This is a genomic window from Kitasatospora sp. NPDC001527 (assembly GCF_040298605.1).
Taxonomy (GTDB): Bacteria; Actinomycetota; Actinomycetes; order Streptomycetales; family Streptomycetaceae; genus Kitasatospora.
The window spans coordinates 85,998-98,691 of record NZ_JBEPAM010000018.1 but is presented as its reverse complement, the minus strand read 5'-3'; the positions used below and the strand labels follow the sequence as shown (position 1 = coordinate 98,691).

General features: G+C 74.1%; 9 protein-coding genes. 7 read left to right on the top strand and 2 right to left on the bottom strand.

All coding sequences use genetic code 11. The features are described from left to right. Positions 1–175 precede the first annotated feature (175 nt). The 6 genes from ABT238_RS19015 (at position 176) to ABT238_RS18990 (ending at position 6,782) form a co-directional block, all read left to right on the top strand. Entirely contained in the window at positions 176–691 is a 516-nt protein-coding gene (locus tag ABT238_RS19015; protein ID WP_350563714.1) for a TraR/DksA family transcriptional regulator, read from the top strand. Between the two features lie 251 nt (positions 692–942). Next, positions 943–1,527 (top strand): signal peptidase II, encoded by a 585-nt coding sequence (lspA, locus tag ABT238_RS19010; RefSeq protein ID WP_350769090.1) that lies wholly within the window; start codon positions 943–945, stop codon positions 1,525–1,527. Positions 1,528–1,590: 63 nt separating this feature from the next. Continuing rightward, entirely contained in the window at positions 1,591–2,529 is a 939-nt protein-coding gene (locus tag ABT238_RS19005; protein ID WP_350563709.1) for an RluA family pseudouridine synthase, read from the top strand. 10 nt (positions 2,530–2,539) lie between these two features. Beyond that, entirely contained in the window at positions 2,540–3,001 is a 462-nt protein-coding gene (locus ABT238_RS19000; RefSeq protein WP_350769089.1) for a GNAT family N-acetyltransferase, read from the top strand. Between the two features lie 92 nt (positions 3,002–3,093). After that, complete coding sequence (locus tag ABT238_RS18995) at positions 3,094–5,907, top strand: alpha/beta fold hydrolase (RefSeq protein WP_350563705.1); 2,814 nt, start codon at positions 3,094–3,096, stop codon at positions 5,905–5,907. Beyond that, positions 5,904–6,782: an ABC transporter permease gene (locus ABT238_RS18990; protein WP_502884216.1), complete on the top strand. Its 879-nt coding sequence runs from the start codon at positions 5,904–5,906 to the stop codon at positions 6,780–6,782. The genes ABT238_RS18995 and ABT238_RS18990 overlap by 4 nt, the downstream gene beginning before the upstream one ends. A gap of 138 nt (positions 6,783–6,920) precedes the next feature. Here the strand turns inward: ABT238_RS18990 and ABT238_RS18985 are convergent, their stop codons facing one another. Further along, positions 6,921–9,983 carry a CLIPPER-2 domain-containing protein gene (locus tag ABT238_RS18985; protein ID WP_350769088.1) on the bottom strand — a complete coding sequence of 1,021 codons (3,063 nt, stop codon included), beginning with the start codon at positions 9,981–9,983 and terminating at the stop codon, positions 6,921–6,923. 165 nt (positions 9,984–10,148) lie between these two features. Next, a complete protein-coding gene (locus ABT238_RS18980) occupies positions 10,149–11,783 on the bottom strand; it encodes an alkaline phosphatase D family protein (protein WP_350769096.1) in 1,635 nt (544 codons plus the stop codon). A gap of 141 nt (positions 11,784–11,924) precedes the next feature. On the opposite strand from ABT238_RS18980, the gene ABT238_RS18975 reads away from it, so the two are divergent. After that, positions 11,925–12,554 carry a dienelactone hydrolase family protein gene (locus ABT238_RS18975; RefSeq protein WP_350769087.1) on the top strand — a complete coding sequence of 210 codons (630 nt, stop codon included), beginning with the start codon at positions 11,925–11,927 and terminating at the stop codon, positions 12,552–12,554. The last annotated feature ends 140 nt before the right edge of the window (positions 12,555–12,694 follow it).

Sequence of the window (12,694 nt, the reverse complement as noted above, 5' to 3'; positions counted from 1 at the left end):
CATGTTGTGACCGTTTTTGATCGGGATTATCGTTCCGGCACCGGAGGCCGCCGGGAACCGGCGGCTCGATTCGTTCGTAGATGGGGTCGAAGCCATGGCTGAGAAGGCAACCGGCGCGGGTACCGCCACCAAGCGGGCACGCAAGGCCGTGGCAGGCGACCCAGGGGAGGGGACCGTGACCACTACCGCACGGCGCAAGAACACCACCGATCTCGTGGCCCCGGGCCGCACCCGTACCCCGGCCCCGGCCGGGACCTCCGCGCGGCCCGCGGGGGGCGGCGCCGAGTCGGTCGACCCGGCCGAACTGCCGGTCCGGCCCGGCGAGGACCCGTGGACCTCCGAGGAGGTGCACGAGCTGCACGCCGAGCTGATCAGCGAGCTGGAGCGGCTCCAGCACGAGATCGGCGCGGCCGAGGCCGCCATCACCGGTCTGATGCGCGACTCCAACGACGGAGCCGGCGACGACCAGGTGGACGCCGGTACGAAGAACATCTCGCGGGAGAGCGAGCTGGCGCTGGCCAACAACGCCCGTGACAGCCTCGCCCAGACCGAGCACGCGCTGGCCCGGCTGGAGGGCGTCGGGTTCGGCACCTGCGAGTCCTGCGGCCAGGCCATCGGCAAGGCGCGGATGCAGGCCTTCCCGCGGGCGACGCTCTGCGTCCAGTGCAAGGCGAAGCAGGAACGCCGCTGACCACTCCGGGCGACCGACCGGGGCGACGTGGGGGGTCGGGCTTGCCGTAGGCTCGACCCCGTAACGTCGCCCGATCCCTCGGTGGATCGGGTTTTCCACCGGCCCTCGGCCCCCACGTCACGGCAGCGGAGCGGATCATCAGTACGCAAGGTTCCCCCCAGACCCGGGACGAGTCCGTCCCGACGCCCGCCGACGTCGCGGCCGAGACCCCGGCCGCCGGGGAGGCGCCCGTCGCGCAGCCGGAGGCTCCCGTGCAGACCGAGGGTCCGGCCCCGTCCGGGGACGCCGAGCAGGCCGAGCGGGCCGAGGAGCCCAAGGGTCCCCGGCGGGTCGGCGTGCTGCTGGCCGTCGCCCTGCTCGCCTTCCTGATCGACTTCGGCAGCAAGCTGCTGGTCGTGGCCCGGCTGGAGAACCACGCGGCGATCGAGGTGATCGGCGACGTGGTGACCTTCCAGGTGATCCGCAACTCCGGCGCCGCCTTCGGCATGGGGCAGGCACTGACCGTCGTCTTCACCATGATCGCCTCGGCCGTCATCGTGGTGATCTGGCGGATCGCCCGACGGCTGTACAGCCTGCCCTGGGCGATCGCGCTCGGCCTGCTGCTCGGCGGGGCGCTGGGCAACCTCACCGACCGGCTGTTCCGCTCGCCCGGCGTCTTCCGCGGGCACGTGGTGGACTTCATCTCCGTCCAGCACTTCGCGGTCTTCAACCTCGCCGACTCGGCGATCGTCTGCGGCGGCATCCTCGTCGTCCTGCTCTCCTTCCGCGGCAGCAACCCGGACGGCACCGTGCACCAGCAGACGGAGAAGGGCGAGAAGGCGGGCAAGGCCGAGTAGGGCCGGGCGGCCCCCGGGCGGGAGCGTCCGGGGGGACGGCGCGCGTCCGGCATACTCGTACGGGTGAGTACCGCAGCGCAGATCCGCAGCCTCCCCGTTCCCGACGGCCTGGAGGGCGAGCGCCTCGACGCCGCCCTGGCCCGGATGTTCGGCTTCTCCCGGACCAAGGCCGCCGAGCTGGCCGCCGACGGGAAGGTGACGCTCGACGGCGCCGTCGCCGGCAAGTCGGACCGGGTCACCGCCGGCTCCTGGCTGGAGGTCGAGATCCCGGCGCCCGCCGCGCCGGTGCGGATCGTCGCCGAGCCGGTCGAGGGCATGCGGATCGTCCACGACGACGAGGACATCGTGCTCGTCGACAAGCCGATCGGCGTCGCCGCGCACCCCAGCCCCGGCTGGACCGGCCCCACCGTGATCGGCGGGCTCGCCGCGGCCGGCTACCGGATCTCCACCTCGGGCGCGGCCGAGCGCCAGGGCATCGTGCACCGGCTCGACGTCGGCACCTCCGGGCTGATGGTGGTGGCCAAGTCCGAGCGCGCCTACACCGACCTCAAGCGGCAGTTCCACGACCGGGTGACCGAGAAGAAGTACCACACGCTGGTCCAGGGCCACCCGGACCCGCTCAGCGGCACCGTCGACGCCCCGATCGGCCGGCACCCCAGCTCCGACTGGAAGTGGGCCGTCACCCGCGAGGGCAAGCCGTCGGTCACCCACTACGACCTCGTCGAGGCCTACCGGGCCGCCTCGCTGCTGGACATCAAGCTGGAGACCGGCCGCACCCACCAGATCCGCGTCCACATGTCCGCGCTGCGCCACCCCTGCGTCGGCGACCTCACCTACGGGGCCGACCCGACGCTCGCCAAGCGGCTGGGCCTGACCCGGCAGTGGCTGCACGCGGTCTCGCTCGGCTTCGAGCACCCCGCGGACGGCGAGTGGGTGCAGTTCGCCAGCGAGTACCCCGCCGACCTGCGCAAGGCGCTGGACATCATCGCGTCGGAGAGCTGAGGAGGCCGGGATGGCCGGGACGGTCCGGGTGGCGCGGGGGGAGTCCGACCTCGCGCTGGTGCACCGTGTGCGGCGGGACGTCTTCATCGTCGAGCAGGGGATCTCCGAGGAGGAGGAGTGGGACGACCTCGACCCCACCTCGGAGCACCTGCTGGCGCTCGGCCCGGACGGTGAGCCGGTCGGGACCGCGCGGCTGATCTTCGGGGAGCAGGCGCTGAAGATCACCGGCGGGATCGAGGGGCGGGTGCTGCTCGGCCGGCTCGCGGTGCTGCGGACGGCCCGGGGGACCGGGCTCGGCGCGGAGCTGGTGCGGGCGGTCGAGGCCGCCGGGCTGGCGCGCGGAGCGCGCGAGGTGGAACTGCACGCGCAGGTGCAGGCGCTCGGGTTCTACGAGCGCCTGGGGTACGCGGCCGAGGGGCCGGTGTACGACGAGGCCGGGATCCCGCACCGGACGATGACCCGGGTGCTGTAGGCCCGCCGCGGGCCTCCGAGGCCGGCGGCGCCGGTGGTGGACGCCGGTGATTTTATCGGACGCCTACTCCGCGGGCGGCTACGATCACCGCCATGGAGCTCGGTGGGGCGTGGCGCCGGTGGCGAGGCCGTGGGACGGCCGCCGGACGGAGACTGGTGGCCGGGGCGGTGGCCCTGGTGGCCGTGGCCGGCGTCGGGACGGCGGTGGCCGTCGCGGCCGGCGGCGAGCAGTCCGTCCGGCAGGAGGACCGTTTCCTCGCGATGCCCGAGACACCGGGCAGCGCGCAGGTCGTCCAACTGGACACCTCCTTCTTCACCACCGGCGACAGCCCGCGCCCGGCCGTCCTGCTCGGACACGGCTTCGGCGGCTCCAAGGAGGGCGAGCGGGAACGCGCCCAGGAGCTCGCCCGGCAGGGGTACGCGGTGCTGACCTGGTCGGCGCGCGGCTTCGGGCGCTCCGGCGGACGGATCGGGCTGAACGCGCCGGACCGCGAGGTCGAGGACGTCAAGCACCTGGTCGACTGGCTGGCGCAGCGCCCCGAGGTACGGCTGGACGGCCCCGGCGACCCCCGGGTGGGGATCACCGGCGCCTCCTACGGCGGCGCGGTGGCGCTGCTCGGCTCGGCCCACGACAGCCGGATCGATGCCGTGGCCAGCGCGATCACCTGGTGGAACCTGGCCGACGCGCTGTTCCCGCAGGGGGTGCGCGGCTCGGGCGCGATCGACGGCGTGTTCAAGAAGCTGTGGGCCGGGATCTTCTTCACCACCGGCTCGGCGGGCGAGCTCGGGCCGTCCGGCGGTGCGCCGCGCCCGGCCCTGGCGCCCGATCAGGGCGGCGGGCAGGTCGGCTGCGGCCGGTTCCTGGACGAGCTGTGCCGGATGTACGACCGGGTGGCGGCCTCCGGGCACGCCGACCCGGAGGCGGTCGCGCTGCTCGACCGCTCCAGCCCGTCCTCGGTGGCCGCGCGGCTGAAGGCGCCCACGCTGGTGATCCAGGGCCAGCAGGACTCGCTGTTCCCGCTCGACCAGGGCGACGCGATCGCCCGGGCGGTGGCCGCCAACGGCGCCCCGGTGGCGGTGGACTGGTTCGCCGGCGGGCACGACGGCGCGACCGACACCAGTGCGCGGGTGGACGGCCGGGTGGCGGAGTGGTTCGACCGGTACCTGAAGGGCGGCGACGGCGACACCGGCGCGGCGTTCCGGGTGACCCGGACCGGCGGGGTCGACTCGACGGGCTTCCAGGCGGTGCTGCGCGGCGCGAGCGCGGACGCCTACCCGGGCCTCGGCGGCACCGGCTCCCGGCAGTTCGAGCTGAAGGCCCCCACCGGCGAGCCCGAGCAGGCCTTCGCCAACCCGCCCGGCGGCGCACCGCCCAACATCTCCGCGCTGCCCGGATTCGGCGGCGCGCTCAGCCAGGCCTCCTCGCTGGGTGCCGGGCTGTCGCTGGACTTCCCCGGGCAGTTCGCCGCCTTCGAGTCGGCGCCGCTGGACGGCTCGGTGCACCTGACCGGACAGCCGACCGTGCCCGTCCGGGTCCGGGCGGACCGGCCGGACGCGGTGCTCTTCGCCAAGCTGTACGACGTCGCCCCGGACGGCAAGCAGAGCCTGCCGCAGCAGCTGTCCGCGCCGCTGCGGGTGACCGGCGCGGACGCGCCCGAGGGGCGCGAGGTCACGGTGGCGCTGCCCACCCTCGACCACACCTTCGACACCGGGCACCGGCTGCGGCTGGTGCTCGCCTCGACCGACCTGGCCTACGCCTCGCCCGTCGAGCCCGCGACCTACCGGGCGGCGGTCACCGGGCCGGTGACCGTGCCGACCGTGGACGAGCTGGTCACCGAGGCGGCGCCGCTGCCGTCCCGGACCTGGGTGCTGCCGCTGGTCGCGCTCGCGCTGGCCGCCGCGCTGGTGCTGGTGCCGCGGCTGCGCGCGGCCCGGTCCGCGCGCCGGGCGCACGGACCGGCGTACGACCCGGCGCTGGCCGGGGTGCCGCTGCAGATCACCGGCCTGAGCAAGCGCTACAAGGGCGCCGCCGACCGCTACGCCGTCCGCGACCTGGGTTTCCGGGTGGAGCAGGGCCAGGTGCTCGGCCTGCTCGGGCCCAACGGCGCGGGCAAGACCACCACGCTGCGGATGCTGATGGGCCTGATCCGGCCGGACGCCGGTGAGATCAGGCTCTTCGGCCACCTGGTGCGGCCCGGCGCGCCGGTGCTCTCCCGGGTCGGCGCGTTCGTCGAGGGCGCCGGCTTCCTGCCGCACCTCACCGGGCGGGCCAACCTGCGGCTGTACTGGCAGGCCACCGGCCGCCCGGAGGCGGACGCGCACCTGGAGGAGGCGCTGGCCATCGCCGGGCTCGGCGAGGCGCTGGACCGGGCGGTGCGCACCTACTCGCAGGGGATGCGGCAGCGGCTGGCGATCGCCCAGGCCATGCTCGGCCTGCCGGACCTGCTGATCCTCGACGAGCCGACCAACGGGCTCGACCCGCCGCAGATCCGCGAGATGCGCGAGGTGATGATCCGCTACGCGGCGGCCGGGCGGACGGTCATCGTCTCCAGCCACCTGCTGGCCGAGGTCGAGCAGAGCTGCACCGACCTGGTCGTCATGGACCGGGGCCGGCTGGTCACCACCGGCGCGGTCGCGGAGATCGTCGGGGCCGGCACGCAGCTGATGGTCGGCACCGACGCCTCGTTCGGGTCGGCGGACCTGGAGGCGGCGGCCGGCAAGGTGGCCGCGCTGGACGGGGTCGGCTCGGCCGAGGCCGTGGAGGGCGGACTGCTCGTCCGGCTGGACGGCATGGCGGGCAGTCAGCTGCTCGCCGAGCTGGTGCGGCTCGGGGTTCCGGTGGAGTCGGCCGGGCCGCAGCGCCGGCTGGAGGACGCGTTCCTGTCGCTGATCGGAGGTACGGCGTGAGCGCCGTGGGTGCAGGGGTGGCGGCCGAGGCCGCGCCGGACCACGCGGCCGGCTACCGGGCCGGGCGGACGCTGCCGTTCCGGGTCGAGGTGGTCCGTCAGCTGCGGCGGCGCCGGACGCTGGTGATCGGCGGGGTGCTGGCCGCGATGCCGCTGGTCGTGCTGGCGGCGTTCGCGGTCGCGGGCACCCCGGGGCGGACCGACCGGACCACGTTCATCGAGCTGGCCACCGCCTCCGGGCCGAACTTCGCGGCGACCATGCTCTTCATGGGCACCGGCTTCCTGCTGGTGATCCCGGTCGCGCTGTTCTGCGGCGACACGGTGGCCTCGGAGGCCAGCTGGTCCTCGCTGCGCTACCTGCTGGCCGCGCCGGTGCCCCGGGCCCGGCTGCTGGTGCGCAAGTTCCTGGTGGGACTGCTCTTCTCGGCGGTGGCCGTGACGCTGCTGCCGCTGGTCGGGCTGCTGGTGGGCACCGTCGCGTACGGCTGGGGGGACCTCCAGCTGCCCGCCGGCGCGAGTCTGACGGCGGGGGAGGCACTGCCGCGGCTGGCGGTCGCGGTGGTGTACGTGTTCCTGAGCGAGATCGTGGTCGCCGCGGTGGCGTTCTGGCTCTCGACCGCCACGGACGCGCCGCTGGGGGCGGTCGGCGGGGCGGTGTTCGCCTCGATCGTCACCGGGGTGCTGGACGCCATCACGGCGCTCGGGGACCTGCGGGCCTGGTTGCCGGCGCACTGGCAGTACGCGTGGGCGGACGCGCTGCAGCCGCGGATGGAGTGGGGCGGCATGGTGCAGGGCGTCTCGCTGTCGCTGTCCTACGCGGTGGTGCTGCTGGCGCTCGCCTTCCGGGGCTTCACCCGCAAGGACGTGGTGTCGTAGGCCCGGTCCGCGGTGGCCCGGGCGCGGCGACGGCCCCGTCCCCGGCGTCCTGACGGAGGCCGGGGACGGGGCCGTTCGGGGTCGGCCCTGCCGACCGGTACTACGGTGTGTGACTGATGCTACGGTGCGTGACAGGCGTTACGGGGCGGCGTGGACGGCGGCGGCCGTCGCGCGGCGCCGGGCCCGGTGGAGCAGCGCGCCGCCCGCGAGGGCGAGCAGGCCGCCGGCCGCGGCCAGGCCGGTGACCGGTGCGCCGGTGTCGGACAGGCTGCCGGGCCCGTCGTTCGGCGGTACCGCGTGCGGGCCGGAGGCGCTGTCCTGCGACTTCCCGTAGCCGCCGCCGTGACCCGGGTGGCCCGGGCAGGCGCCGCCCTTGTCACCGTGGCCCTTCGGGGGGCAGGGGACGACGGTGATGCAGAGCTCCACGTCCGGGCTGCGGACCGGATCGCCCTGGGCGTCGGTGCCGGTGGCGAAGGCCCGGTTGGTCACGTGGCCGGCCTCGGCGTCGGCTTCGGTGACGGTGTAGGTGGCGTGGCAGGTGGCGCTCTCGCCGGGGTCGAGGGTGGTGCGGTCGCAGGTGACGTTGGGCGCGTGGTCGTCGGACACCGCGAGGTCGTGCACCGTGGAGCCGCCGGTGTTGGTGACGGTGTAGGTGTAGGTGAGGGTCTCACCGGGGTGGACCGAACCGTCGGTGTCGGCGGTCTTGGTGATGCTCAGACTCGCCGCCCCGGCCGTGACGGGCAGGGTGACCTGGGCGTCGGGGCTGCGGACGGGGTTGCCCTGGGGGTCGGTGCCGGTGGCGTGGGCGGTGTTGGTGAGGCTGCCGGCCTGGGCGTCGGCGGCGGTGACGGTGTAGGTGGCGTGGCAGGTGGCGGACTCGCCGGGGTCGAGGGTGGTGCGGTCGCAGGTGGCGTTGGGCGCGTGGTCGTCGGACACCGCGAGGTCGTGCACCGTGGAGCCGCCGGTGTTGGTGACGGTGTAGGTGTAGGTGACGGCGTCACCCACGTGCACCGGTCCGGCGGTGCTCGCCGTTTTGGTCAGGCCCAGCGCGGCGGGGACCGGAGCGACGGGCAGGGTGACCTGCGCCGGCGGGCTCTCCACGGGCTGGCCCTGCGGGCCGAGCGCGTCGGCCAGCGCGGTGTTGGTGAGGTGGCCGGCCTGGGCGTCGGCGGCGGTGACCGTGTAGCTGCCGCTGCAGGTGGCGACCTGGCCCGGGGTGAGGGTGGTGCGGTCGCAGGTGACCGTGGGGGTGTGGTCGTCCCGGACGGTGAGGGTGTTCACCGTCGTCCCGCCGGTGTTGGTGACGGTGTAGGTGTAGGTGACGACGTCACCCACGTGCACCGGTCCGGCGGTGCTCGCCTGCTTGCGCAGGTCGAGCCCGAACGTCCCGGTGATCGTGACGGTCGCCTCGGCCTCCGGCGAGACGACCGGCTGGCCGCCCGAGGTCCCGCCGGCGCGGGCGTGGTTGGTGACCGAGCCGAACTGGCCGTCGGCAGCGGTGATGGTGTAGCTGCCGTGGCAGACGGTGCTGTCACCCGGGCTGCCGGCCGGTGCCAGCACGGTGGAGTCGCAGACGATGCCGGTGACCTTGTCGTCCGTCACCACCAGGCCGTCCACCTGGGTGCCGCCGGTGTTGGTGACCACGTAGCTGTACGGCACGGTCGCCCCGACCGCGAACGGCTCGGGCGCGTCCACGTGCTTGGTCAGGGTGATGCCCGGCGGGGCGACCACCGGCACGGTGGCGGTGGACGGCGGGGAGAGCACCGGGTCGCCGTTGGAGGTCCCGGAGGCCTGTGCGGTGTTGGTGAAGTGGCCCAGGGCGGCGTCCGCCGCGGTGAGTTGGTACGTCCCGGTACAGGTCATCGTCTCGCCGGGGGCGAGGGTGGTGCTGGGGCAGGTGATCTCGCCGACCAGCGGGTCGTTGACGGCCACGTTGTTCAGCGTGGTGCCGCCCGCGTTGGTGACCACGAAGTCGTACGGCACGGGCGTGCCGACCGTCAGCAGCCCGGGCAGGGGTTCGTGCGGCTGCTTCACCAGGTTCAGCTGGGGCAGCGGCGCGACCGTGGACAGGGTGACGTTGCGGATCAGGTGCACGTCGGTGAACAGGCCGGTCGAGCCGGCGAAGCCGAACTTGTAGGTGGAGGGCACCGGTTCGGGCGCCGGGGTGGAGAGCACCTGGTGCGAGCCGGTGCCGTCGTTGAAGTCGATGCTGACCGTCAGCACCGGGGAGGGGGCGGGCGTCAGGTGGACGTTCACCCGGCGGCGGGAGGGCTCCAGCAGGGTCTGCGCCTGGTCCGGGGTCACCCCGGGCGGCAGCGTGGTGAGCGGGCCCTGCAGGGTGCCCGGCAGGGTGGAGGGCCACGGGCCGGTGGTGGTGAAGTTGCTGGTGGTCGCGGTCAGGAAGCAGTAGCCGGTGGTGCCGTCGCCGGGGCCGCGAACGGTGACCATGTTGGAGCCCGGCGCGGGGATCCGGAACCCGGTGCCGGCCGGCGAGCGCTGGGCGCAGCCGTTGCCGCGCTGCTCCCAGTCGCCGAAGTAGTTGCCGAGGACGTCCAGGCCGACGCCGAGGTAGCCCCGGTCGACGCCGGGCAGGAAGGCGAGGTTGGGGTCGTCGTCGGGCAGTTTCTGGGCGTAGCCGAGGCTGCCGCCGAAGGCGCCGGGGTGCTGGAGCGAGGTGTCGCCGTTGACCAGGAAGAAGGAGATGCCGTCGGCCGGGGTGTTGGGCGTGGTGCTGCCGTACTGCCACTGGTCGAAGGTGACGTCCAGGCCGTTGCCGGCGGGCAGCGCCTGGTCGAACAGGACGGCGCCGCTCTGGTCGGTGGAGGCGTCGGTGAGCCGGAGGTAGCCGAGCGGCGCGCTGTTGAGCGGCGGCACCGGTCCGGTCTCGGCGGCGGGGCAGCCGCCGAGCGGATGGTTGCCCGGCCCCGGGGTGGCGGGCGCCGCACCGGTGAGGCAGGCGGAGCCGACGGCGAGGAAGCGCGGGTCGGCGGTGGCGCCGGTGAACGCCTCGTCCAGCAGGACGCTGCCGGTGGCCCGGACGCGCTCCGGAGCCGGCGCGGCCGGGTGGAGGGCCGGGGGTACGGCCGCCTGGGCGGCGGCGCCGGTCAGGCCTGTGCCGAGGATTCCCAGGGTGGCGATGGTGGTGACGAGGCGGGCCGTTCGGGCACGGAGCCACGGAGGACCGCAGGATTCTCTGGTCATATCGTCACTATGTGCGACCAGTGCACGGTGTGACGGATCGATTGCTCTGAGTGTGGAGGGTGGGTCGCCCGGACGACGGAGGGCGGAGCCGTCCGGGTCTCCCCGGCGGGGCGGGCCCCGCCTCTCCGGGGGCGGCCGGAGGGGCGGGGCCCGGTGGGGTGGTGGCTACTTGACGGGGGAGTAGACCCGCTCGATCTTCTGGGTGCCGGACTTGGTGCGGTAGGAGCGCGTCCACTTGCTGGTCGCGTCCTTGCGGGTCCGGTCGGAGAGGGAGTAGTAGTCCATCTGGGTCTGGGTGGGGGTGACCTCCAGGACGCCGTAGCCGTGCGAGTCCAGGTCGACCCACTTGATGTGCGGGTTGGCGGCCTTCAGCGCGGTGGCGGCGACCAGCGACAGGGTCTGCGGCGCGACCTTGAGGATGTCGTCGATGTTGTCCGAGGTGACCGAGGTGACCACGAACTCGGTCGCGGCGCTGCCGGACAGCGGGTAGGTGGCGGCCTCGTGCGGGACGTCCGAGGCCCAGGCCGAGTGAATGTCGCCGGTGAGGAAGACGGTGTTGGTGATGCCGTTCGCCTTGAGGTGGCCGAGCAGCTCGCGGCGGTCGTGGGTGTAGCCGTCCCACTGGTCGGTGTTGATCGCCAGGCCCTCGCCGGGCAGGCCGAGCAGCTTGGCCAGCGGGCGCAGCAGGTAGTCCGGCAGCGAGAAGAACGCGACCGGGGAGATCATCACCTCGTTGCCGATCAGGCGCCAGGTGGTGTCGGAGGCGGAGAGGCCGGCCTTCAGCCAGTCCATCTGGGCGCGGCCGGTGATGCTGCGGTCGGCCGAGTCGACGTCGCCGTTGCCGACCTTGACCTGCTGGGAGCGGAACGAGCGCTGGTCCATCAGGTGCAGGTCGGCGAGCTTGCCGTAGCGCAGGCGGCGGTAGGTGGTGCCGGCGATGGAGGGGCGGACCGGCATCCACTCGAAGTAGGCCTGCTTGGCGGCGGCGACCCGGGCCGCCCAGTCGCCCTCGGCGCCCGGGGTGTGGTTCTCGGCGCCGCCGGACCAGGCGTCGTTGGCGAACTCGTGGTCGTCCCAGATCGCGATGGCCGGGACCTGGGCGTGCAGGGCCTGGAGGTCCTCGTCCGTCTTGTACCGGCCGTGGCGGGTGCGGTAGTCGGCGAGGGTGAGGATCTCGTGGGCGGGCGCGTGCGGGCGGACCACCGAGCCGGCGGCGCAGAACTCGCCGCTCTTGTACTCGTAGATGTAGTCGCCGAGGAAGAGGAAGGCGTCGAGGTCGCCGCGGGCCGCCAGGTGGCGGTAGGCGGAGAAGTAGCCGGCCTCCCAGTTGGCGCAGGACGCGACGCCGAAGCGGAGCCGGTCGAGGGCGGCGTCGGCGGCCGGGGTGGTGTGGGTGTGGCCGACCGGGGAGGTCGTGGTGCCGGCGGTGAAGCGGTACCAGTAGGCGGTGTCCGGGGCGAGGCCGCGGACGTCCGCCTTGACGGTGTGGTCGGCTGCGGCGGAGGTGGTCACGGTGCCGCTCGCCGCGATCCGGGTGAAGCCCTTGTCGGCGGCGAGCTCCCAGCGGACCTCGGTGTCGGCGCCCAGGCCGGAGCCGGGGACCGCCTCGGGGGCCGGGGTGACGCGGGTCCAGAGCAGGATGCCGTCCGGCAGCGGGTCGCCGGAGGCGACGCCGTGCAGGAACTGCGGGGCGGTGGCGGCCTGGGCCGTGGCGCCGAGGGTCAGCGGCAGGGCGGCGGCGCCCGCCACGATGGCGGTGGCCTTGAGCACCTGGCGACGGTGCGGGTGGGCGGGGGTCATGTCATTGACAAGGTCGGTCACGGCGGACAGGCTACCGGCGGGTAACGATGTGTTCCATATGTAGAACTGACTGTTTGTCGGTGATTCACCGGTGTGTGATGTCCCGCCACTCCGCCGGGTGGGGGCGGCCACCTGGCGGCCATGAGCGATGATGGGGTGGTTCCCGCCCGCTGCAAGGAAGTTCTCCCCGTGGCCCAGATCCTGCTCCTGCACTCCGCCTACGGCCTGCGCCCCGCCGTCCACGCCGCCGCCGACCGGCTGCGCGCCGCCGGGCACACCGTGCACACCCCCGACCTCTTCGAGGGGCGGGCCTTCGACGACGTCGAGGAGGGCATGGCGTACAAGGAGGAGCTGGGCAGCGAGGAACTGCTGCGCCGGGCGGTCGGCGTGGCCGCCCCGCTGCTGGCCTCCGGCGCCACCCTGGTCTACGCCGGCTTCTCGCTCGGCGGCTCGCTCGCCCAGAACCTCGCCCTCGCCGACGAGAACGCCCGCGGCCTGCTCCTGCTGCACGGCACCTCCGACATCCGCGAGGACGCCGCCACCTCGATCCCCGTCCAGCTGCACGTCGCCGAGCCGGACCCGTTCGAGCCGGAGGACTGGCTGAACGCCTGGTACCTCAACATGCGCAAGACCGGCGCCGACGTCGAGATCCACCGCTACCACGGCGCCGGCCACCTCTTCACCGACCCGGACCTGGCGGACTACGACCCCGAGGCCGCCGAGCGCACCTGGGCGATCGCCCTGGACTTCCTCGCCGAGCTGGACGGCTGACCCGCCGTGCGCGGGAAGTCGGCCCGGCCGACTTCCCGCGCACGGCAGGGGAAAGGCCTCAGGAAGGGGCTTGGTAGGAGGGGGCGCGTTGTCCGGGCCGGACAACGCGCTCTGTCTGGCCGTCCGCGCCCGCACCGAGG

What these genes read in the sequence shown, in the direction of transcription:
- ABT238_RS19000 (WP_350769089.1), top strand. Translation starts at nt 2,540, where the DNA reads ATGGCCGGGACGGTCCGGGTGGCGCGGGGGGAGTCCGACCTCGCGCTG.
- ABT238_RS18995 (WP_350563705.1), top strand. Translation starts at nt 3,094, where the DNA reads ATGGAGCTCGGTGGGGCGTGGCGCCGGTGGCGAGGCCGTGGGACGGCC.
- ABT238_RS18985 (WP_350769088.1), bottom strand. Translation starts at nt 9,983, where the DNA reads ATGACCAGAGAATCCTGCGGTCCTCCGTGGCTCCGTGCCCGAACGGCC.
- ABT238_RS18980 (WP_350769096.1), bottom strand. Translation starts at nt 11,783, where the DNA reads ATGACCCCCGCCCACCCGCACCGTCGCCAGGTGCTCAAGGCCACCGCC.
- ABT238_RS18975 (WP_350769087.1), top strand. Translation starts at nt 11,925, where the DNA reads ATGAGCGATGATGGGGTGGTTCCCGCCCGCTGCAAGGAAGTTCTCCCC.